The organism is Algoriphagus aquimarinus, assembly GCF_007997215.1.
GTDB classification, from domain to species: Bacteria; Bacteroidota; Bacteroidia; order Cytophagales; family Cyclobacteriaceae; genus Algoriphagus; species Algoriphagus aquimarinus_A.
Map to the genome: position 1 here is coordinate 413,364 of NZ_VORW01000002.1, position 22,765 is coordinate 436,128.

Sequence of the window (22,765 nt, forward strand, 5' to 3'; positions counted from 1 at the left end):
GCTATTACTTATGGAATTAACTGATCAACCTATTTCTTTGTCTAAACCAACTGTAGCCATAGCAGGTGCGGGAGGATATGTGGGCCGTTGGTTCATTCATCATTTTCGCCACAAATACAATATCGTTGCCTTAAGTAGAAGCAAGGTCAAGGATAATCCATATCCGGAAGTGACTTGGAAACAGGTAGAATTGTATTCAATATCCAGTACGGTTGAGGTTTTGAAAGGAGTGGATGTAGCAATTTATTTAGTGCATTCTATGAATGCGTCTACTCGTTTGAATCAAGGAAGTTTTGAGGATACTGATTTACTTTTAGCGGATAATTTTAGTCGTGCTGCGCATATAAATAATGTAAAGCAGATTATTTATCTGGGTGGTCTTTTGCCCAAGGAAACTGGTGAAAGTCTATCCAGACATTTGAAAAGTCGCTTGGAAGTAGAGCAAACCTTAGGAGCTCGATCCGCCAAGCTTACTGCTATTCGTGCTTCAATCATCGTAGGTCCTGGTGGTTCCTCTTTTGATATGATTAAGAATCTGGTAAAAAACCTACCGGTTCTTATGTGCCCGCAGTGGACTGAGTCTTTGACTCAGCCAATCTCACTTCGGGATACTTTGGATATTATTGATACCTGTGTTGGTAATGAAAATGTATTTGGGAAGGCAATAGAAATAGGAAATCCCGAAGTGATTTCTTACAGAAATATGCTGGAAGTCACAGCCAAAGAGTTGGGTAAAAAGAGATTGGTTTTTTCCGTTCCAGTCTTCTCTTTAGGGCTTTCCAAGCTCTGGGTCGGTTTTTTTGGTGAATCCCCACCTCAATTGGTTTCTCCATTAGTGGAAAGTTTAAAGCATACTTTGACGGTGTCAGAGGAATTGAAGTTCAAGGAAAAGCCTATTGATTACCTATCCTATGAGGAGTCAGTAAGAGCAGCACTTGATTCAGATATCGAACTGAAAAATCCAAGTTTTTATCCTTTGGAAAAAGTCAAGAATACGGTTCGCAGTATTCAGCGTATGCCAAATCCTCATGGAGACTCTGCGACTTGGGTTGCACATAGATACAACATCTGGCTTCCTACATTTTTCAAGTTTTGGATCAATGGAAAAATGATGGATAGTGGAGAAATTGCTTTTTTTCTCCTCTGGAGTAAAAAGCCAATGCTACAGCTGACGCTCATCCCTGATAGAAGCGAGGTAAATCGTCAGTTGTTTTACATATCCGGAGGCTGGCTTGTGCAGAGATTTGATCATGGTTGGTTGGAGTTTCGTGGAGTATTGGACAATAGATATATTATTTCAGCCATCCATGAGTTTGTGCCAAGATTACCTTGGCTTATCTATGTAAATACCCAGGCTAAAATTCACCTTTGGGTAATGAATAGATTTAAGAAATATTTGGAGAATCGAGTGAACTAAGAACAGGGTTATTTGCTTTATATTAAACTCATACCAAAAATCTAAATTTTTAAAAACATGAAATCGAGCCTGCATGAGGCAGACAGGCATGACTCAGGACTCATACACGGGAATTATTATTTAGCATGCGAGATTCCTCGCGATGGTTATCGAGATGGCCTTTAAAAAACAAATTTTAAACATATGAAATATTTAAGCTTTAAAAACGGAGATAAACTTCCGATTGTAGGATTAGGGACTTGGAAAAGTAAGACTGGAGAAGTTAGTCAGGCCGTTTACTGGGCTATTGAGGCTGGCTATCGACATATAGATTGTGCGGCAGTTTATCAGAATGAAAATGAAGTAGGAGAGGGCATAGCAAAAGCAATTTCCGAAGGACTAGTGAAGCGGGAAGAGCTTTTTGTGACTTCCAAGCTTTGGAATAATTCGCATAAAAAAGATCAGGTACTTCCAGCTTTGGGAAAAACACTTTCTGATCTAAAATTGGATTATGTGGATTTGTATTTGATTCACTGGCCGATAGCCTTTAAGGCAGAAGTTGGATTTCCAGGCAGCAGAGAGGACTTTTATACCTATGATGAAGTGTCTATTTCTGAGACTTGGAAAGGCATGCAAGAGTTAAAAGAAAAGGGTCTTGTAAAGCATATTGGTGTTTCGAATTTCAACAAAAACAAGCTCAATGAATTGTTTGAGGTAGGTGGTCAAAAGCCTGAAATGAATCAAGTAGAAATGCAACCTTATCTTCCTCAAAAAGGCTTGGTTGAGTTTTGTGCTGAGCATGGAATATTGATGACTGCATATTCACCTTTAGGTTCTCCTGATTCTAGGGCTGAGAGACATGAAAACGACCCGAAGTTATTGGTAGATCCAGTCGTTAAAGAAATAGCAAATAAGCACAAAGTTGGTGTGGGCCAGATTCTTATTGCTTGGTCAATAGCCAGAGATATAGCAGTGATTCCAAAGTCAGTAAACCAAGAGCGAATTATCGGCAACTTGGCAGCTGCTGAAGTCAAGCTTGATGATCACGATATGATGGAGTTACGTGACATTGGAGTTAATCACAGGTTTATAGATGGTGCATTATTCATAGGCGATAATAGCCCTTATGAATCTTCGGATTTGTTCGATCAAGAGTAGTTTTCAAAGTAAAACGATATCAAAAAAGGCTATTGGATCCAATCCAATAGCCTTTTTACTGATATGTACTAATGAGAAATTAATCCTCAATCTCCAGTGCTTCCAAAATATCCGCAAGCTCATCAAAGTCTTTCAGGCCAGGTTTGATTTCATTTCCGCCGGTAAGAGAGATGCCATATAGATTTAGCGTATCAATTAACTCCTGTACATTCTGAGCAGTTATTCCTACTCCCAATACAACTCTGCAATGTGCGCTGATTAGCTTGATCGCATTCAAGTCCTCTTCATCCAGTTCTTCGTGATCTGAGGTGATATGAAAAATGATTCCGGATTCATTGAGTTTCTCAGCCACTTCTTGTTCTATTTGTCTGACTTCTTGCAAATCCATTTTATAGATCAAACCGTATCCTTTGCCTTCAAACTCTACAAGAGGTTCGATTCTATCGTGTTCGATCCATTTTACACTTGGGTAATTCACCAGCGTTTCCTGAACTTCAGGTAATTTGTAGGTGACAAATTCGCCGACAAATTCAAGACCGGAAACCCATCCCGTAATTTCATTAAACTGAGCAGGGGTGATGAATATATCAGATTCTCTTTCTAGGGAAAAGCCCAGTAAATCCACATACATTCCGGCACAATACCTAGCATCAGAAAGATTGGTAATACCGCTTATTTTTACAAAAGTGCTTAAAGCCATGGTTCAAATTTTGAATCGGCTAAGATAATCAGGATGATTGGCTAGAAAAAAGTATTTCGAAACTGTATCAATTCGTCCTTACCTGATAATTGAGAAAATCCTAGTATTTTTAGTCATTGAAAGGCACAATGAATAAACTCCTATCCATACTTGTATTAGTAGTACTTACATTTTTCACCGCTTGTGATCGGGAAATAGAAGAAGGACAAGTGGATCAAGGCTATGAATTCCAGCCTTTGGAAATTGGCTTGTTTTGGGTCTATGAGGTAGATCAGACTACTTATTTTGGTGAAAATGATTCAGAACAGATGCAGTTTTATTATAAAGATCGGATCAGGAGTTTTTATACAAACGAGGAAGGCGAAGTAGTGTACATAGTGCAACGTTCTAAGTCTTCTACGAATACAGAATGGAGTAATATCTTGGAATACACACTGATTCAGCGGGATCGTGGACTGGTGAGGACTATAGAAAATCAACCATTGGTTACCTTGGTGTTTCCACCGAAAAATGGATCAGTCTGGAACGGAAATGTATACAGAAATCAAGCAGAAGATGAATTTGAACTTATCAGTTCCGGTAATTCTATTCGGGTGAATCAGGAGGAGAGTGATGACCTGGTGACGTATAGAGATATCCGTTATGAAGTGTATGAGAAAGGTGTAGGATTAGCGGAAAAGTATGATGAAGTATTGACTTACTGCTCTAGAAATGATTGTTTGGGAGATATGTTGATAGATTCAGGTTTTAAAGTTCATATGAAATTGATCGAAAATGGGAAAGATTAAATTTTTAACCTGTTTCTTGATTGGAATAGCATTTTCTTGGAATGCAGCTGCGCAGGATCGTTATGCTGTGTTCTACAAGTTTAAGCCTCAGGAAAGTCTTTCCCTTTCCCAACCATCGGAATTTTTAAGTCAAAAAGCATTGAATCGTAGAAGTAGAGAAGCTGTGGCTCCTGATAGTTTGGATCTTCCTGTTTCGCAGAAATATGTGGATGCCGTCTCCGAGAAGGCAACTTATATCCTCTACTCCAGCAAGTGGTTTAATGCTACCCTGCTCGTGACAGATGAAGCCGGAGTAGCAGAACTAGAAGCCTTGCCGTTTGTGGATAGAGTAGAGTTGGTGGGTAGAGGCTTTGTTCCCAATCCAAATGCTAAAATTGAAGCAAATAGTAATATTGCTGGTAAGAGTAAACTTCGTATGCCAACTAGCGAAAGCGCACGTGTTTTGGCAACAAATGAAGAAACATATGACTTCCAAAATTCACTGCTTGGGATAGATAAAATGCATGAGGAAGGTTATACCGGCAAAGGTGTAACCATCGCAGTTTTTGACGCAGGATTTCCGGGTGCCAATACTGCTAGTCCTTTGGTTCATTTGCAAACAAATGGACAGATCATCGCCACCAGAGATTTTGTGAGACCATGGAATCAGAATGTGTATTCCGACAATCAGCACGGGACAAATGTACTCTCTCTCATCGCTTCCAAAGAACCAGGGAAAATGCTGGCTGGAGCACCTGATGCAACTTACATACTTGCGATGACCGAGGAGATTGCTACGGAATATTGGGTGGAAGAATACAACTGGGTTCGTGCCGCAGAATATGCAGATAGCCTAGGTACAGATATAATCAGTAGTTCTGTTGGGTATTGGGACTTCGATGATCCGACGATGAACTACACAGTGGCAGATTTGGACGGGGAGACTACTATCATCGCGAGAGGAGCCACTATCGCAGCGAGCAAAGGAATACTTATAGTAAACAGTGCAGGAAACAGTGGTCCATCCCAATCGACATTAAATTCACCTTCAGATGCCAAAGGAATTCTAGCGATTGGATCTGTTAATAAAGAGCTGAATGTTTCTAGTTTCAGTTCTCGCGGACCGACTGGAGATGGAAGAATCAAGCCTGACTTGGCAGCTTTTGGAGATGGTACAGCATTGATCAGATCAACTGGTGATGTAGGGTTTTCGAACGGAACATCCTTTTCTGCTCCTCAGATTTCGGCTATGGCTGCAGGACTTTGGGGAGCTAAACCTGAGTGGACAAAGGATGAATTAATAGAAAGTTTGTTGAATAGTGGAACACAAGCCTCAGAGCCAGATAATATGTTAGGCTTTGGTATTCCAAATTTCCTAGCGGCACTTTATGGAGAAATACTGGCTGTGGATGATAATGAAGAAGTAGTGTCCTGGAAAGTCTATCCCAACCCGATTCTAAGTGATGAGTTGAATATCCACTTTGGTACTAGTCTAAGAGCAGAATTTTCGCTTATCGATCTTAACGGTCGAACATTACAAAGTGAAACTCTTAACAGATCAACTGTCCAAGAACCTTTCAGAATTCTTTTGGAGGGAGTCAAGTCAGGAATATATGTGATTCAGATGCATGACTCCACTTTGATCAAGCGAAGCAAATTAATAAGACAGTAAGAATTTGGGCACGGCCTAATATTTTACCTTTTTTACAGAAACAAAAACATACGCATGTCTCCTTTAATAGCCCCATCCATTCTAGCTGCTGATTTTGCAAATCTTCAAAGAGAAGTAGAAATGCTGAATTTATCTGAGGCTGATTACATCCATGTGGATATAATGGATGGCGTCTTTGTTCCGAATATTTCATTTGGTATTCCAGTGACGGAGGCAATTCATCGTCATGCCAAAAAGCCTCTGGATATACATTTGATGATTGTGAATCCTGACAATTACTTGGAAGCTTTTAGAAATGCAGGCGCAGAAGTGATATCAGTCCATTATGAGGCATGTAATCATCTTCATCGCACGCTACAAGCCATTCACGATTTAGGAGCAAAAGCTGGTGTAGCCATCAATCCTCATACGCCAGTGGAATTACTCTCGGACGTAATTCAGGATATTGATCAAGTAATTATCATGTCGGTAAACCCTGGGTTTGGCGGACAGAAATTTATTGAAAATACCTATTCGAAAGTATCGAGATTGAAGGATTTGATTCTTGCCAAAGGAGCTAAGACAAAGATTGAAATTGATGGGGGAGTGAATCTTCAAAATGCTCCCAAGCTGCTTACCGCAGGAGCTGATGTATTTGTAGCAGGAAGTTTTGTGTTCAATTCCTCTGATCCCGTTCAGACTATCAGCCAGCTTAAATCAATTCGCTTGGTTTGACCTTCACACTGACCATTTATCATAAAAAACCTTAAAAAGCATCATCATTATTTGAATTTTTGGCTTCAGAGCTTTTTATTGAGCATTATACAGAAATTAAAATCAGATAGTTTATGAAAAAAGTATTGTTGTTTGGAGCGCTATTCGCGTTCCTTGGACTTGCTGCTTACGCACAAGATGAGGAGAAAGTCACAGATGAAGACTTGGCTAAATATGCAAGTATGGAGGTTCAATTTTATGATTTTCTAAATTCTAGAACTGAAAAAATGAAATCCATGATTATGGAAAACGAGATTTTCCAAGGTGGTGCAAGATATAATGAGATCAAGGCTGCTTGGGGTGATGAGGCAAAAATGACTGAAGCTAAAGTTACTGATGAAGAAAAAGCTGCTTATGAGGAAATTCAAGCTTTTCAAGATTCTCAACAAGGAGTTTTAAAAGAATTTAAAACAAATTTGATTATGGACGAGGAAGTCCTTGGAGCAGGTACTTACAATAAAGTATTGGCTGCAACTAAAGAGGATCCAGCTGTAAAAGAGAAATTAGACAGTATGATAGCTGAAATGAAAGCTAAGCAAGAAGCTGAGAAAGAAGATACTCCTGAGCCTAAAGACGGAAATTAGGATTTAATTCAAGATATTATGAAGATGCCTCCCAATTGGGAGGCATTTTTTTTTAATTTCACACCAAGAGTATCAAGCCTTCGTTTATAAAAGTATGAATTTCAAAAAGCTACCCCTTTCCATTATTCTTTGTTTTGTTCTAACAGCTGTGTTTGCACAGGATGACGATATTTTTGGGATATCCCAGAAAGCCAAAAGCCCTAAAAGTGAGTCTGGCCTAGGCAATGTTGCTAGGAACGTGTTGGAAATGTTCAGTGTCGAGCTTTCTGGAGGTGGTGCCTACCAGCAATTTGGTACTAGCTTTTATTCAGAAGCACCAGCCCTTTACCCTTTTTCTCGCTATCAAAATTTAGAAGGGGATCCTTTGGATATTTCTGAAGAAAAACCGCTTGATATGACAGGTGGAGATTGGGTAATTCCAAACTGGAACGGTGGAATGAGAATTAACCTTTTCAATCTTTTGACTATTGGTGGAGGTTTTGGTCAGGAATGGGGAAATCTGGCACCGATGCAAGGCGGAGATTATCAGTTTGATTTTGAAGGTGCTACATACCAGGTGAACAAACTCTACGGTACTGTGGGACTCGTGCTTTATGATGCCAATAGAAGAAGGGCATTTTTGAATTGGAGGTATAGAAATTACTCTTCTTCCAATCTTTACATGATGTCGGAACTAAAGCAGAGAGCTAGACAGAATTATCCTTGGCGTTTTGTGTTTGAAGCAGAATTTGGAAAGTTGAAGCTGAAGAACGCTTATGATGCAGCATTAGACGGTGGCCCTAATCCTTATGTGCCAAGACTGGCCGTATCTGACAAGAATTACTATGGACTTGGACTTAGAATCGAACGTGATTTCTCTGACTACACCAAAGTCTTTATAAAAGGAGGAGCAGATTTCCGCAAATTCACCTACGCGGCATCTGATTTTTCGGAGGTTCAAGACCTTGATCAAAAAGTATATGCAATGCAAGTTGGGGTGGCAGTTACATTTCCTGGAACTAAGCGTTGCAAAATTGGAGGCTGTGGAGTTGTGATGAAACATATGCACAATGGAATCGAGGTTAGAGGTAGCGGAATTTTCAATTTTCAGAACAGGAAAGTCGGACAGTGGTACTAAAGTCCTGATTATCCTGTTTGGTCTTTGTAATCTCTTTTCAAAACCAGTCTGTTTTTACTATCTTGCAGCCTTAATCGACCCCGTGAATAGCATTATATGGCTCAAGGAGAAAACGAGAACATCATACCCATTAACATTGAAGAGGAAATGCGTGGTGCCTACATCGATTATTCGATGTCGGTTATTGTTTCAAGAGCGCTTCCTGATGTCCGTGACGGACTAAAACCAGTACACCGTAGAATCCTTTTTGGGATGCAGGAACTGGGAGTATTACATAACAAGCCCCATAAGAAATCGGCCAGAATTGTCGGTGAGGTACTCGGTAAGTATCACCCACATGGTGACTCTGCTGTTTACGAAACGATGGTTCGTATGGCACAGCCTTGGTCTCTGAGATATCCTTTGGTGGATGGCCAGGGTAACTTTGGTTCTGTCGATGGAGATAATCCTGCAGCGATGCGTTATACCGAAGCTAGACTGAAGCGTATTGCCGAGGAGCTTTTGGTGGATATCAACAAGGAGACAGTAGATTTCCAATTCAACTTTGATGACTCCCTAAAGGAGCCAGTTGTATTGCCAGCAAAAATTCCAGCACTTCTATTGAACGGTGCATCAGGTATTGCTGTAGGTATGGCGACAAATATGGCCCCTCACAATCTTGGAGAAGTAATTGACGGGATTGCAGCCTACATCGACAACAATGATATTACTATCGAAGAATTGATGGTGCATATCGTTGCTCCTGATTTTCCTACTGGAGGAATTATCTACGGTTATAATGGAGTGAAAGCTGCGTTTGAAACTGGTCGTGGAAGAGTAGTGATGCGTGGCAAAGCCAATGTGGAAGTCAAAGATGGTGGAAGCAAGGAGATGATTATCATCACCGAGATTCCATACATGGTGAATAAGGCTAGCATGGTAGAGAAAACTGCTGCGCTAATCAATGAAAAGAAAATCGAAGGGATCTCTGCAATTCGTGATGAGTCTGATCGCTCAGGAATGCGAATTGTTTATGAACTGAAGCGCGACGCTATATCTAGTGTTGTACTAAATAACCTTTATAAGCATACACAGCTACAGACTTCATTCTCAGTGAATAATGTTGCCTTGGTAAAAGGCAGACCTTATACGCTGAACTTGAAGGATATGATTGTTCACTTTGTCAATCACCGCCATGAGGTAGTGATTCGTAGAACTGAATATGAATTAAGAGAAGCAGAGAAAAGAGCACACATACTCCAAGGTTATTTGATCGCATTAGATCATTTGGACGAAGTGATTTCATTGATCAGAAATTCTGCAGATCCTGAGACAGCTAGAAATAGCTTGATGGAGAGATTTGAATTGAGTGAAATTCAAGCAAGAGCTATCCTCGATATGAGACTACAGCGATTGACTGGAATGGAGCGCGACAAGATCATTAAAGAGTATGACGATATCATGGCTCTGATCGGAGAACTCAAAGAGATTCTTGCCAGCGAAGATAGGAGAATGGAGATCATCAAAGAGGAGCTTGCAGAAATGAAAACTCGCTATGCTGATGATAGAAGAACTGAAATAGAGCATAATGCGGAAGATTTCAGCTATGAAGATATGATTCCAAATGAGGAAGTGATTATCACTGTTTCTCATGAAGGATATGTGAAGCGTACTGCGCTTTCAGAATATAGAACACAAGGTAGAGGAGGAGTTGGATCGCGTGGTGTAAGTACCAAGCAAGATGATTTCACGGAGTATTTATTTACTGCATCTACGCATAATTACCTATTGATCTTTACAGATAAAGCGAAATTATTCTGGTTAAAAACCTACGCTATTCCTGAAGGATCAAAGACTTCTAAAGGAAGACCAATTCAGAACTTGATTAGTATCGAGCAGGATGATAAGATACGTTCTATCATTCAGGTAGCAGATTTGAATAATCAGGATTATCTGAACAACCACTTCCTAGTGATGGTGACTAAGCGTGGTATTATCAAGAAGACTACGCTAGAACAATATAGCCGTCCAAGAACCAACGGTATCATTGCATTGAATATACGTGAAGATGATCAATTGGTGAAGGTAGAGATGACGAATGGCAATCAGCATATTGTGATTGCTGCTAAATCCGGAAGAGCCATTCATTTCAACGAAACAGCTGTGAGACCTATGGGGCGTACAGCTACAGGGGTAAAGGCTATCAAGTTAAATGATGATAACGATTATGTTATTGGCATGGTATGTGCATCTGAAGAAAATGCAACGTTGCTCGTAGTTTCCGAAAAAGGTTACGGTAAGCGCTCTAGTCTCGACGAATATAGAATCACCAATCGTGGAGGTAAAGGAGTGAAAGCAATGAGTGTAACAGAGAAAACCGGAACGCTAGTTGCAATCAAAGAAGTAGTAGAGACTGATGATTTGATGATCATCAACAGATCGGGGATCACCATTCGTATTTCTGTGGATGGACTTCGAATCATGGGAAGAGCTACTCAAGGAGTAAGATTGATTAAAATCGGAGAAAATGATGAAATTTCTTCCGTAGAGAAAATATCAAAAGAAGAAGTGGAGGAAGTGGAAGATGCAACAATAGTTACAGATGAAAATTCTGAAACAGCTACTGATGAGTCTTCAACTGATGAATCCGAAGACTCTTCCGATGAGCCAAATGAAATAATCGAATAACCAACCAAACAAGAAAAATACGCTAAAATGAAGAAGCTAATTCTATCAATGGCCTTGATCGGTGCAACGACTCTGGCTTTTGCACAAAAAAAAGTGGTTCGCTCCGCTGAGAAGAACTTCAAATCTGGAGATCTTGCTGCTGCGATGACCGATGTGGAGGCTGCAAGTAACGATCCGGAAACTGGAAGTGATCCTACCACCTATCTATTAAAAGCTCAGATCGAAACCAAAATGTTTGGTTCTGATTCTTCCAATACAGAATCAACTTTAAAAATAGGAGAAGCTGCATTGGCTACCTTTATGAAGGCATTCGAAATGAGTGGAAGTAACAAATCAGAAGGTGTAGGTAAAGATATCTATGCTGATGATCTACCAGGTGTTCCTGAAAACCTTAGACCTTACACGATCAATACATTTAAAAATGTAGCGTTCGATAAAGGAGGAGAAAGATATAATGAAGATGATAAAGAAATGGCTTACCAATTCTTTGACTTAGCTGGCCAAGTAGATCTAAGTGATACGACCATTCATTACAATGCTGGTTTCATTGCAAATGATCTAGGGATGTTTGACGAAGCAAAGAAACACTTCGAATACCTACTTGAAGTTCCAGAATATAACAAATTGACTGTTTACTACTTACTGGTTCAAATTTTAAGTGGTGAAGAGCAAAATCCAGAAGCATCTTACGATATGGTAATGGCTGCTAGAGAAGAATATCCTGAAGATAAAATCCTTGCTGAGTATGAGATCCAACTATTGCTTCAATTGAACAAAATGGATGAGGCAATGGCGTCAATTCAAGAGGCTTTGAAGAATGATCCAAATAATGCTGGAATCCTTTTGAGATCAGGTTATTTGAAAGAGCAGTCTGGAGATATAGATGGTGCGCTTGAAGATTACAAAAAGTCTGTTGTAGCTGATCCAACTTTCTACGATGGTAACTATTACACTGGTGCACTATTGTTGGAGAAGTCAAGAGAAATTCTTGCTGAATTGAATTCGCTTTCTGATGATCAATGGGAAGCTAGATCTAAATCAATGGGAGAGGAAGCAAACCTTCACTACCAAGAGGCGGTTCCATATTTCGAAAAAGCATTGGAAATCAGACCTGATAATACTGACTTGATGGCCATATTATTTAGAGTTCATGCTCGATTGAAAAACGATGCGGAAGCTGATAAGTACAACAAGATGTTGATCGAATTGAAAGGTGCCAACTGGCAAGAAAATATGTAATTCTTATATTACTATTTGAATTAAAGCCTCTGAATATAATTCAGAGGCTTTTTTATGTGGGGATATTTCCAAAATCAGTTAAGTCAAGCACTCTATTGACTTTGGGTAGCGTATAAAATTGATAGGCTGGCTTTTACAATATCTATATCTTTACCAACAGAATGTTCACAGTATCTATGCGATTGCAAATAGGGCCGATTTTAACTTGTATACTTTTTGGATTAATTTCCTGTCAAGTTGCTGCGCAATCAAAGAAGTTTATTGAAGTTTCTTACGATCAAGGACCAATTGTCGGAAACCAAAAGGATTGGGCTGAAGAACTGATTAATAAAATTGCCTATTCAGGAGTGGATGCTAGACTTGGCTGGAGGAGTGATAAGAACACTTACCTCAATTACATTAATAGATACCCAAGCTATGGCTTAGGCTTTACGTCTGCCCTAAATTACTACTCTGAAATAGGCAGGCCCATGGGAGTTTACGCGTTTGGCGAATTTCCCTTTGGCAGGAATGATTTCCATCGTAAACTCAATTTTAGCTATTATGCTCAAATTGGATTGGGTTTCAATATGAATCCATACGATGCTGAAACAAATCCTATGAATGGCTTCGTAGGTACGGCAGTTAATGCACACATTCACTTTGGGTTTAAAGCTTCTTATCAATTTTCTGATTCTTTTGGAGCCTTCACTTCTGTGGGTACCAAGCACTATTCTAATGGTTCGATTAATAAGCCAAACGCAGGTATTAATTTTATTCCCATTGCGATTGGACTTCGAATGAATCTAGATAAGGAAGAGTTCAATCCCGGTCCTAAGCCTCAGTTTCCTGCATTAGAGAAAAGAGGATATTGGAATATTGCCGCTTACACAGGAGTGAAAAGCTATGATGTGGGACAGAGAGCTTATTTCAGAGGTGGTTTGGGTGTGAATTACCTATGGGAACTTTCTCATAAATATAGAGGTGGACTTGGAGTAGATTGGTTTTATGGAGCCGGAGCGCGAGACAGATATCCTAACGAGAATATTACATTTTTAGACTCTAACTCCTTCGCAGTGGTAGGCTCTTGGGAATGGAAACTAACAGACCGATTGTATATGCCCGTAGCAATAGGTGTTTATGTAAACAAAGCGCATTATAATCAGGAAACAACCAGCTACTACGAGAGAATAGGTGTGAGATATAGGATAAATACAAACGTGTTCGCAGGGGTTCAGATCAAAGCACATAAAGCAAAGGCTGACTTTTTTGAATTTACTTTAGGGTATACCATTCCAGGTAAAGTGCAAGAAATTATACATCGTTAAGAGATTGTAGCTCCTTTAATCAAAAAACATTTTTATTTCCATTAGGCTTGTTCTAGCTTGTAGCTATAAATTACACCCATTTATGACCAAGCCTATTTTGCTTAGATATTTAGCATTTCTCTCCTTCTCGCTAAGCAGTTTGATCTGTGTTTCCCAAACTATTCCATCCTCGGAGATTTACCATCAGCTATTACAGCTCAAGGAAACAAAAAGAGTGTTGTACATCGCTGCACATCCAGATGATGAAAACACCCGCTTGATTGCTGCTCTTGGTAATGGGGAGCATGTGCAAGTTGCTTATTTAAGTTTGACTCGGGGAGATGGGGGACAGAATTTGCTCGGGAAGGAACTAGGAATTGAACTTGGTCAGATCCGAACTCAGGAACTATTACGTGCCCGCGAAACGGATGGCGGTAGACAATTTTTTACAAGAGCCATGGATTTTGGCTATTCAAAAAACCCTGATGAAACCCTGCAAAATTGGGATAAAGAAAAAGTGCTTTCAGATGTAGTTTGGGTTGTAAGGAATTTTAGGCCTGATATTATTATTACACGATTCAACACTGTGCCAGGAGGCAATCATGGACATCACACCACTTCAGCTATTTTGGCTGAGGAAGCGTTTGAATTGGCGGCAGACGCAAATTCTTTCCCAGAGCAGTTGAAATATGTGGATACTTGGCAGCCCCGAAGAATCTTTTGGAACTCATATAATTTTGGAGGGGAATTTAAAGCTATAGAAACTGAAAAATATGCTGTATTCCAGGTTGGCGGATTTAATAGCCTCTTAGGAGAAACCTATAGCCAAATTGCTGCAAATAGTCGAACCATGCATAAATCACAGGGTTTTGGAGCTACAGCCGGAATAGGGGGAGCTGAAGATCATCTACAATTTATCAAAGGTGAATCATTTGAAAAATCTGCCTTCGAAGGGATTCCAGACCGCTGGAAGGAGATACCTGGTGGTATCGAAATAGAGACTATGATCCAAAGTGCAATTGATAAGTTTGACTTTAAAAATCCTCCTGTCAACCTGAAATCAATGATGGAGATTCGATCTAAACTTTTAGCTCTTAATTCCAAAACCTCATGGGTTTTGGAAAAGAAAGCGAAACTAGATGAATTGATTTTTGAGGTCTTAGGATTGAAAATGGAGTTCGTGACAAATCAAGAGCTGGGTTATGCAGGAGAAACAATCAAAGCAAACCTGATGCTTAATAATCCCTCTGTTGTATTGATTACAGATGTTTCTTTACAGGTAAATGATACTGATTATCATGCAATTAGCAATACCGTTGATAATAACAAGCCATTGCAAATTCCTGTCGAATATAAGATTGCCGAAAAAGCCCCTTTGTCACAGCCTTATTGGCTTGTAAATCCAGTAGTAGATGCGATCTATGATGTGAAAGATCAGCATATGATTGGCAAGCCCTTCAATGATATGAAGGTTGGTGGTGATTTAACTTTCAAAATTAATCTGCAGGAGTTCAAAGTTTCCATTCCATTAGAGTACAAATACAATGATCAGGTGGACGGAGAAGTGAAGCAACCATTTACCATAGTTCCAGAAATTGATTTGGAAGTCTCTGATGAGAACGTGTTTTTGATTTCTGGAGTAAATCCAATTGTTACTGTGACAGTGAATTTCAGTGATGATGTAAAGAAAGGAGAATTGTCATTCAAAAATCTTAAGAAATCTGAATTTGAAATTGTAGGAATAGAAGACAATATCAGTCAAAAGAAAAAGGTCTACAGTGTTTCTTTCAAGCTAAATAAAAATGAAAAGAGAGAAGTAGTAGCTCAGTTTACCACTGCTGATAAGAAGGTTTATGATCAAATCACTCATCGGATATCCTATAAACACATTCCTAATTTGACGTATTTTTCACCTGCTTCCATGAATTTAATTCAGGAGGATTGGAAGGTGTCTGGTGCGAAAATTGGCTACATCATGGGAGCAGGGGACGACGTACCTGCAGTTCTTTCTTCTTTGGGTTATCAAGTGACTCAGATCTCTGATTTTAGTTTAGCAAATCTTTCTCAATACAAAAGTATTGTGGTGGGAATCAGAGCTTACAATACGAATTCAGAGCTGGCCGCCAACCAACAGAACTTAATGGCGTATGTTGAGAATGGAGGAACTGTAGTAGTGCAGTACAATGTGAGTCGACCATTATTGATAGAGAATCTTGGGCCTTATCCTTTTGAGATTAGTAGAGATCGGGTTACAGTGGAAAATTCTCCTTTTACAGCAGACTGGGAGCATCCGATTTTGGCTGGACCAAATCAGATAACCACAACTGATTTTGATGGATGGATTCAGGAAAGAGGATTGTATTTTGAAGCAGATATAGCTCCGGAATATTCCACTCCACTTACATTTCAAGATCCAGGTGAAGATCCTCTGAATGGCTCCTTGATCTATGCGAAGTATGGTAAAGGAACATATATCTATACAGGTATCTCATTCTTTAGAGAGTTACCGGCTGGTGTGCCTGGCGCGACTAAATTATTCATCAATTTGATCGAGCAATAGTTTTGGAGGAGAAACAGATACGTTGGAAATACCTTTACGCTGGGTTGATAGCATGCCTTTTTATTTTGATGGCCTTATTTTATTGGCTTAAAGTAGCCTACGCATGAGTACATTAGATTGGGTAGTACTTTTTGGGACTTTGGCACTCATTGCCACTTATGGTATTTACAAAACTTACGGGCCAAAGAGTCTGGATTCTTACTTACGCGGTAAAAATTCAATGAACTGGTGGTCTATAGGTTTGTCGATCATGGCGACTCAGGCTTCGGCAATTACTTTCCTAAGTACGCCAGGACAAGCATACGAGGATGGTATGAGGTTCATACAATTCTATTTTGGTTTACCGCTTGCCATGATTATCATCTCGGTGGTTTTCATTCCGATTTATTACAAGCTGAAAGTATACACCGCGTACGAGTTTCTGGAGAACCGATTTGATCTCAAAACGCGAACTTTGGCTGCTTTGCTTTTTATCATACAGCGAGGCTTAGCGGCAGGAATTACCATCTATGCTCCAGCGATTATACTTTCGACCTTACTTGGTTGGAATCTAACGGCTACTAATATTCTGATCGGGTCTGTGGTGATTCTTTATACCGTTTCAGGCGGCACAGAAGCGGTGTCTATCACGCAAAAGCAGCAAATGGCTGTGATGATGGGCGGGATGATTTTGGCCGGAATAATCGTTATTCAAATGCTTCCTATTTCCTTCCAGGAAGCTATGCATGTCGCGGGAAAGATGGATAAGTTGAACATGGTCAACTTCGAGTTTGATATCTCTGATCGTTATAACGTTTGGTCAGGAATGACCGCAGCAGTTTTTCTTTTCCTCTCTTATTTCGGTACAGATCAAAGTCAGGTACAGCGCTATCTTTCTGGTCAGACACTTTCCCAGAGTAGGATGGGCTTGATCATGAATGGATTCTTAAAGATTCCCATGCAGTTCATTATTCTATTTATAGGAGTGATGGTATTTGTGTTTTATCAATTCTTTTTGCCTCCTGTAGTATTTAATACGGTGCAAACAGATAAGCTTCGCCAAAGTGAATATGCTGGTGAGTTCGAGGGATTGGAAGCGGATTACGCGGAGAACTTTGAAAAAAGTAAAGCATCCTATTTAGATATGCTTGATGCAATAGAGCAGGAAGATTTAGGAAGAGAAACTGAAATTCGTGAGAAATTAACCATCTTAAAATCAGAGCAGAAGGCGATCCGTGATGATGTGAAGGATTTGATCGTAACAAATGATCCTGTGGCTGAGACCAGAGATACGGATTACGTATTTATGCGCTTTGTAATGGATAATTTACCAAAGGGAATCATAGGGCTGCTCTTTGCTGTGATCTTCTCTGCAGCGATGTCTTCTACAGCCTCTGAGCTCAATGCGCTTGGTTCAACTACCACCATTGATTTGTATAAGCGATCCATCAAAAAAGGGGCAAGTGATAAGCATTACTTGAAATCCTCGAAGTTATTTACTGCATTCTGGGGACTTGGTGCCATACTCTTTGCTACTTATGCTTCTTTGTTTGAGAATTTGATACAGGCTGTAAACCTACTCGGATCTCTGTTTTATGGGACAATTCTTGGTATTTTCTTGGTTGCCTTTTTTATGAAATGGGTGAAAGGTCAAGCAGTATTTATAGCTGCTTTGCTATCTCAAGCACTGGTTTTATTTGTGCATTTCAGTAATGGAGACTTGGCTGATGGTAACCTTTGGGATATTGGATTTCTTTGGTACAATCCGATTGGATGCCTTGCTGTCATGCTCTTTGCTGCTGTGATTCAATTGGTGATTCCAGGTAAAACAGCTTCTGAGGAATAAGTATAAGTTGTGTCAATCCTAGCGGAGTCGAGGATCCTTCGATTTCGAGACTCTCGTCTCTCAAGTGCTTAGGACGACATAAATCTCGATTCAAAAACCGTCATCTCTCTTTTGTAAATACAATATTTTATTACTCAACCTGACAATCTTGTGTGTTACCTTACGCTGTGATTATAAGGGCAATTTCACCTTACAAAAAAGCTTTGTTCTCACTAGCTTCCTCGATCATTTCCTCCGCGAGTTCTTTCCCAAGGTATCGGTCTATCATGCCGTGAGCTACATAAAGTAAAGGTGTGAGTACAATCGCTACAGTCATTTTATAGATGTAATTCATAATGCCTACAGCAATAATTTGACTGAAGCTCCAATTTCCAAAAACATAAAAAGCAATTCCCAATACTACGAATGAATCTATAAACTGGCTGACCAAGGTAGAACCAGTCGCTCTGAGCCAGATTTTACCTTCTCCTGTTACAGCCCTTAGCTTTTGGAAGACATAGACATCGATTAACTGACCTATTAGAAATGCAGTGAGTGAGCCAATGATGATTCCCATTCCCTGTCGGAATATGGTATTGAAGGCGTAGCTGATATTAAAGCTCTCACCGTCGGGTGTAGTAGCATTTACGTCCAGCCAGAAGTCTGCTGGTGTCAAAGCAGTGACTACGCTGATGATTATGAATGCATAGGCAATCAGTCCGGCTGTCAGAAAAGACATTTTCTTGACGCCTTTTTTGCCAAAATACTCATTGATAATATCGGTGGTGATAAACACCACTGGCCAGATTATCGCACCAGCTGTAAGATTGAAGTCCAATAAGTACTCTCCGAAAAATGTCCAGTTTACCGGATCAAAACCGAGCGTTTTCTCGGCAGAGAAAATCTTCACTCCGATGATTTCTGCCAAAATCGCATTGGTCAGGAAGATGCTTCCCAGGATGATAAAAAGATTAGTCTTTCTGGAGTTTTGAGACTTGTTCATAGAGAATAAGTTGAGCCTTCTTCGCTTAATACGGAATTTTTAAAAACAGTTTTCGCCTCATCTAAGAGTGGCTCCAGATGTGCATATCGTGAGGAGTAGTGACCCAAAAGCAACTTTTTCACTTGACTCATTTTTGCTATCTCAGCAGCTTGCTTTGCTGTACTATGAAATGTGACGGCCGCTCGCTCTACATTATCTTCCATAAAAGTCGATTCGTGATAGAGTAAATCTACATTTTGGATAAATTGTTTTACTTCCGGATTGAAAATCGTATCAGAGCAGTAAGCATAGGAGCGGAGAGGGGGAAGCGGTTGGGTGTAGGCTTTGACTTTGTAAAGCTTACCGCTTTCGTCTTTGTAGTCTATACCTTGACGCAGAGAAAGAATAGCAGCTAAAGGCACTTCATTTTGCTGCAATTTCTCTTTAATCATACTACGAAGCCCATGTTTTTCTTTGATGAGAAAGCCAGTCGTAGGTAATCTATGTTTGAGAGGGAAGCTATACACTTCAAATCTTGGATCGTCCAGAAGAAGGTTTATGCCATCATCATGAGTTTGTACAAAAGTGAGCGGATAGTTCAATTTGGTATTGCTCCAGCGAAAATGTGTGGTGATGATTTCGTCTAACCCTTGAGGACCAAAGATGGTGAGCGGAGTTGTTCTTTTGCCTAAGTGATAGCTAGAGAGTAGTCCGACTAAACCTAAGTAATGATCTCCATGAAGGTGAGAAATGAAAATATGATTGATCTTAGAGACTTTGATTTTGAAGGCACGAGCCTGTAGCTGCATAGCCTCACCGCAATCTATCAGTAAAAAATCCTGCCCAAATCGAACGACTTGGGCAGTATGATGCCTTCCATGCACAGGGATGGAAGACGTGTTTCCTAATATGGTGACTTCAAAGTCAGGTATCAACCTTCCTCCTCTTCTTCTTCTCCGCTTTCGATAGCATGCATGAAGATAGCTTCACTTGCTTCTTCAAGCGTGCTCACTAAGTTTAATTTCTTATCCAACATGGAGATTTTCAACAGTTTCATGACATGATCCTGAACGCCTGAAATAATGAAAACACCACCATTTTTACCGAATTCACGATCCCCAACTAGCAATGCGCTAAGTCCTGAGGAATCTACATATTTCACTTCGCTCATGTCCAAGACAAGATTTGTGAAGCCTTCAGCGTGAATCGTCAATAATTCAGATTTCAAAACTGGAGCAAGCAATGAATCCAATTTCTCTTCCTGTGGAGTGAAGATGACGTATTGTTCTTTTTTATCAATTGAATATTTCATGTGTTTATTTATTTTTTATTGGTCATCCCGATAGCTATCGGGAGGAATCTCGCAGGCTAAATAATCATCTCAGTGTGCGATGTAATTCGTCGTGCTCGATTTCATAGTATGATTTGATTATTCTTTTAGCCTAAATGTGTAAGAATTGCTTTCTCTATTCTAGACTCAATTTCTGTTGTATTTGCTTTTTGGAAAGTCTCTCCAGTGATTTTTTCGAATAGCTCAATATAGCGATCAGAGATGCTTTCTACAATTTCATCTGTCATTTCAGGTACAGATTGTCCGTCTTTGCCCTGAAAACCATTTGAAATTAACCATTGTCTCACAAATTCTTTGGAAAGTTGCTTCTGCGCGATTCCTTTTGCCTGGTTTTCTTCGTAGCCATCTGCATAGAAATAGCGGGAGGAATCCGGCGTATGAATTTCGTCGATCAAAAGAATTTTATCTCCGACTTTACCAAATTCATACTTGGTATCGACCAAGATCAAGCCCATTTCATTAGCCATTTCTTGACCTCTTTGAAATAATGCCCTGGTATACTTTTCCAGTTGTAGGTAGTCAGCCTCACTTACGATTCCTTGCTTTAGGATTTCTTCTCTAGAAATATCTTCGTCGTGTCCTTGATCAGCTTTGGTAGTAGGAGTGATGATTGGCTCAGGAAAAGGGTCGTTTTCACGCATATGCTCTGGCATCGCTACTCCGCAAATGCTTCGCTTTCCTTCCTTGTATTCTCTGGCCGCATGTCCAGACATATATCCACGAATCACCATTTCCACCTTGAAAGGTTCGCATCGAGTACCGATCGTCACGTTAGGATCTGGAGTGGAAGTCACCCAGTTAGGCACTATATCTGAAGTCGCAGCTAGGAATTTGGCAGCGATTTGATTCAGGACTTGGCCTTTGTATGGAATTGGACAAGGTAATACTACATCGAAGGCAGAGATTCTGTCAGATGCGACTACAACCAATTCTTTGTCAAACATATAGACATCACGAACTTTACCTTTGTAAAATCCCTGCTGTCCTGGGAATTGAAAATGGGTTTCTTTGATTGCGTTACTCATCCTTTTATTGTTTGGGCAAAAATAGAAAAAGCTTTTCCTTTCTTCCCCTGCACGATCTATTTATTTATTGATTTTGTTACCCTTTTCATAGAATTCTGTAATGATAAGCGTTTCTTTCTCATCAAAAAAATCCCGTTTACCGGTCATTTTCCCATCCTTAAACCTTCTTATTTCCTCCAAAGAGCCATCTTCTCTGTAAATCCTTACCTCGCCTTGAGCTTCGTTGTATAGGTAATTAATGGCAGAATGGACTTGACCATTTTCAAAGTAATTGATTTCTAAAACTGGGCTACCCAGTTTATCAAAAGTCTTTTTCTGTTGAAGTTTGCCAGAAGTATAATACTTCTCTGTCGGTTGTATAGGAATTCCTTTTTTGAAAACAGCCTTTTCTCTCAGTTCACCATTCTGGTGATAAGACAATAATGCACCTTCTTCATAGCCTTTTTTATAGTTTCCTCTTCGCTCGGGCGAGCCATCTGGATAATTCAATTCATAGATTCCATCTAAAATTCCTTTGGAATAATCAATCACGGATAATACTTGCCCATCTTCATAATATTGGGTTTCTCTTCCATCCAGAACTCCATTTAGGTAAGTAGCTGAAATTAAAAGTTGACCATTTTCTGCATATTCTTCAAAAAGTCCATCGTATCTACCTTCAGAGAAGTAAACTTTGGAAGCTTGCTTTCCAGACTCATAGAAAGTTTGGCTGAGTCCATTTGGCTTGTTGTGTTGGAAATTGGTTTTGTCGCTAATCTGACCTGATTCATAATAAGTAATCACTTCGCCAACGATCTGATTATCCTGATAAGTAGAAGTTTGCTTGAGCTTTGATCCTGGAAAAAAACTTTTCGATTCACCAGACCTACTATTGTCCACGAAAGGGATAATCCTCACTGTATCTCCTGAAAGTGGGTCTAAATCAATAAACAGCCCATTTCTTTGATCATCTTTCAAGTGTCCAATTTGAACGAGATATCCTTCTTCATCAAATCGCTTGATTTCTCCATTCGCTTTGCCATTCACCATCAAATATAATTCCTTGATTAGGGTTTCTTCCTGATCATGGTACGTGCGTATGGTATCTTGGGCAAAGACTTGTGGAGTAGAAACAAGAATCAAAAAGAGTAGAAAAATTTTTCGCACAATTAAATGTATTGGATGAATAGGCAAGTTGCTAAATGTCTGGTAATATTTTAATGTTTTCAGTAAAACGAAAAGTTCCTGATCGGGTCCTACATAAACAAGTCTACCTCCGATTTGATAGTTTTACGTGCTTGCTGGATCATATGTTAACCGATAATTTTTAATCCTTGCCATGATTTTCTTTCATGGATATAATTATCCATCTGTAAAAAAGTTGGTAGAGCCCATCACTGATTTAGTAAAAGAAATGCAATATGGTGGTATCATGCGTACAGGATAGATGTATACACACTTACTTTAGGTGTCTGGTCAATCTCCTTATTGCTTACTCTTACATATGTCTATATCAAGTTTCCAAATTATTAGGAGATGAGACTAAAATAATAAGCCCATTTATGGTTCGAATTAGTTCTAAAGATAACTTTCTTGGTTTAGAACTGAGAAGAATTACCTACAGTTGTTTTGGTTCATTTGCTCCTAGGGAAAATTGCTTTGAAACAAACTGGTCTATGTCCTCTTTTGAATAAATTTTCTTGTCAATTTCTACTGTGATAATTG

At 39.7% G+C, this 22,765-nt stretch carries 18 protein-coding genes; 12 read left to right on the plus strand and 6 right to left on the minus strand.

Annotation, left to right across the window (positions count from 1 at the left end; all coding sequences use genetic code 11):
• Window positions 1-10: 10 nt before the first annotated feature.
• Both ESV85_RS06360 and ESV85_RS06365 read left to right on the plus strand, forming a co-directional pair.
• Window positions 11-1,417: an NAD-dependent epimerase/dehydratase family protein gene (locus tag ESV85_RS06360; protein ID WP_146915835.1), complete on the plus strand. Its 1,407-nt coding sequence runs from the start codon at window positions 11-13 to the stop codon at window positions 1,415-1,417.
• Between the two features lie 183 nt (window positions 1,418-1,600).
• Window positions 1,601-2,554 carry an aldo/keto reductase gene (locus ESV85_RS06365; RefSeq protein ID WP_146915837.1) on the plus strand — a complete coding sequence of 318 codons (954 nt, stop codon included), beginning with the start codon at window positions 1,601-1,603 and terminating at the stop codon, window positions 2,552-2,554.
• Window positions 2,555-2,633: 79 nt separating this feature from the next.
• On the opposite strand, the gene ESV85_RS06370 is transcribed toward ESV85_RS06365, so the two are convergent.
• Complete coding sequence (locus ESV85_RS06370) at window positions 2,634-3,254, minus strand: phosphoribosylanthranilate isomerase (RefSeq protein WP_146915839.1); 621 nt, start codon at window positions 3,252-3,254, stop codon at window positions 2,634-2,636.
• Between the two features lie 128 nt (window positions 3,255-3,382).
• Between ESV85_RS06370 and ESV85_RS06375 the strand changes: the two genes are divergently transcribed.
• The 10 genes from ESV85_RS06375 (at window position 3,383) to ESV85_RS06420 (ending at window position 17,724) form a co-directional block, all read left to right on the plus strand.
• The gene (locus ESV85_RS06375) at window positions 3,383-4,042 is read left to right on the plus strand and encodes a hypothetical protein (RefSeq protein WP_146915841.1); all 660 of its coding nucleotides are present in this window, start codon (window positions 3,383-3,385) and stop codon (window positions 4,040-4,042) included.
• Window positions 4,029-5,693 carry a S8 family serine peptidase gene (locus ESV85_RS06380; RefSeq protein WP_146915843.1) on the plus strand — a complete coding sequence of 555 codons (1,665 nt, stop codon included), beginning with the start codon at window positions 4,029-4,031 and terminating at the stop codon, window positions 5,691-5,693. Before ESV85_RS06375 ends, ESV85_RS06380 begins: the two co-directional genes overlap by 14 nt.
• 54 nt (window positions 5,694-5,747) lie before the next feature.
• On the plus strand, window positions 5,748-6,407 hold the full coding sequence (rpe, locus tag ESV85_RS06385) for a ribulose-phosphate 3-epimerase (protein WP_146915845.1): 660 nt from the start codon (window positions 5,748-5,750) through the stop codon (window positions 6,405-6,407).
• Between the two features lie 113 nt (window positions 6,408-6,520).
• Window positions 6,521-7,030 (plus strand): hypothetical protein, encoded by a 510-nt coding sequence (locus ESV85_RS06390; RefSeq protein ID WP_146915847.1) that lies wholly within the window; start codon window positions 6,521-6,523, stop codon window positions 7,028-7,030.
• Between the two features lie 94 nt (window positions 7,031-7,124).
• On the plus strand, window positions 7,125-8,147 hold the full coding sequence (locus ESV85_RS06395; protein ID WP_146915849.1) for a hypothetical protein: 1,023 nt from the start codon (window positions 7,125-7,127) through the stop codon (window positions 8,145-8,147).
• Window positions 8,148-8,243: 96 nt separating this feature from the next.
• Window positions 8,244-10,814, plus strand: a complete 2,571-nt coding sequence (gene gyrA / locus ESV85_RS06400; protein ID WP_146915851.1) for a DNA gyrase subunit A — start codon at window positions 8,244-8,246, stop codon at window positions 10,812-10,814.
• Between the two features lie 27 nt (window positions 10,815-10,841).
• Window positions 10,842-12,053: a tetratricopeptide repeat protein gene (locus ESV85_RS06405; RefSeq protein ID WP_146915853.1), complete on the plus strand. Its 1,212-nt coding sequence runs from the start codon at window positions 10,842-10,844 to the stop codon at window positions 12,051-12,053.
• 176 nt (window positions 12,054-12,229) lie between these two features.
• Window positions 12,230-13,360, plus strand: coding sequence for an acyloxyacyl hydrolase (locus ESV85_RS06410; protein WP_191321950.1), 1,131 nt, complete (start codon window positions 12,230-12,232; stop codon window positions 13,358-13,360).
• Between the two features lie 82 nt (window positions 13,361-13,442).
• Window positions 13,443-15,899: a PIG-L family deacetylase gene (locus ESV85_RS06415; protein ID WP_146915857.1), complete on the plus strand. Its 2,457-nt coding sequence runs from the start codon at window positions 13,443-13,445 to the stop codon at window positions 15,897-15,899.
• Between the two features lie 103 nt (window positions 15,900-16,002).
• Complete coding sequence (locus ESV85_RS06420; protein ID WP_146915859.1) at window positions 16,003-17,724, plus strand: sodium:solute symporter; 1,722 nt, start codon at window positions 16,003-16,005, stop codon at window positions 17,722-17,724.
• Between the two features lie 190 nt (window positions 17,725-17,914).
• Here the strand turns inward: ESV85_RS06420 and ESV85_RS06425 are convergent, their stop codons facing one another.
• From ESV85_RS06425 to ESV85_RS06445, 5 genes are all read right to left on the minus strand, one after another.
• Window positions 17,915-18,706 carry a queuosine precursor transporter gene (locus ESV85_RS06425; RefSeq protein ID WP_146915861.1) on the minus strand — a complete coding sequence of 264 codons (792 nt, stop codon included), beginning with the start codon at window positions 18,704-18,706 and terminating at the stop codon, window positions 17,915-17,917.
• The gene (locus ESV85_RS06430) at window positions 18,703-19,620 is read right to left on the minus strand and encodes a ribonuclease Z (RefSeq protein ID WP_146915862.1); all 918 of its coding nucleotides are present in this window, start codon (window positions 19,618-19,620) and stop codon (window positions 18,703-18,705) included. The genes ESV85_RS06425 and ESV85_RS06430 overlap by 4 nt, the downstream gene beginning before the upstream one ends.
• On the minus strand, window positions 19,617-19,997 hold the full coding sequence (locus tag ESV85_RS06435; RefSeq protein WP_146915864.1) for an STAS domain-containing protein: 381 nt from the start codon (window positions 19,995-19,997) through the stop codon (window positions 19,617-19,619). The genes ESV85_RS06430 and ESV85_RS06435 overlap by 4 nt, the downstream gene beginning before the upstream one ends.
• A gap of 125 nt (window positions 19,998-20,122) precedes the next feature.
• Window positions 20,123-21,061, minus strand: a complete 939-nt coding sequence (locus tag ESV85_RS06440; RefSeq protein ID WP_146915866.1) for a phosphoribosylaminoimidazolesuccinocarboxamide synthase — start codon at window positions 21,059-21,061, stop codon at window positions 20,123-20,125.
• A gap of 60 nt (window positions 21,062-21,121) precedes the next feature.
• Window positions 21,122-22,207, minus strand: coding sequence for a toxin-antitoxin system YwqK family antitoxin (locus ESV85_RS06445; RefSeq protein WP_146915868.1), 1,086 nt, complete (start codon window positions 22,205-22,207; stop codon window positions 21,122-21,124).
• Between the last annotated feature and the right edge of the window lie 558 nt (window positions 22,208-22,765).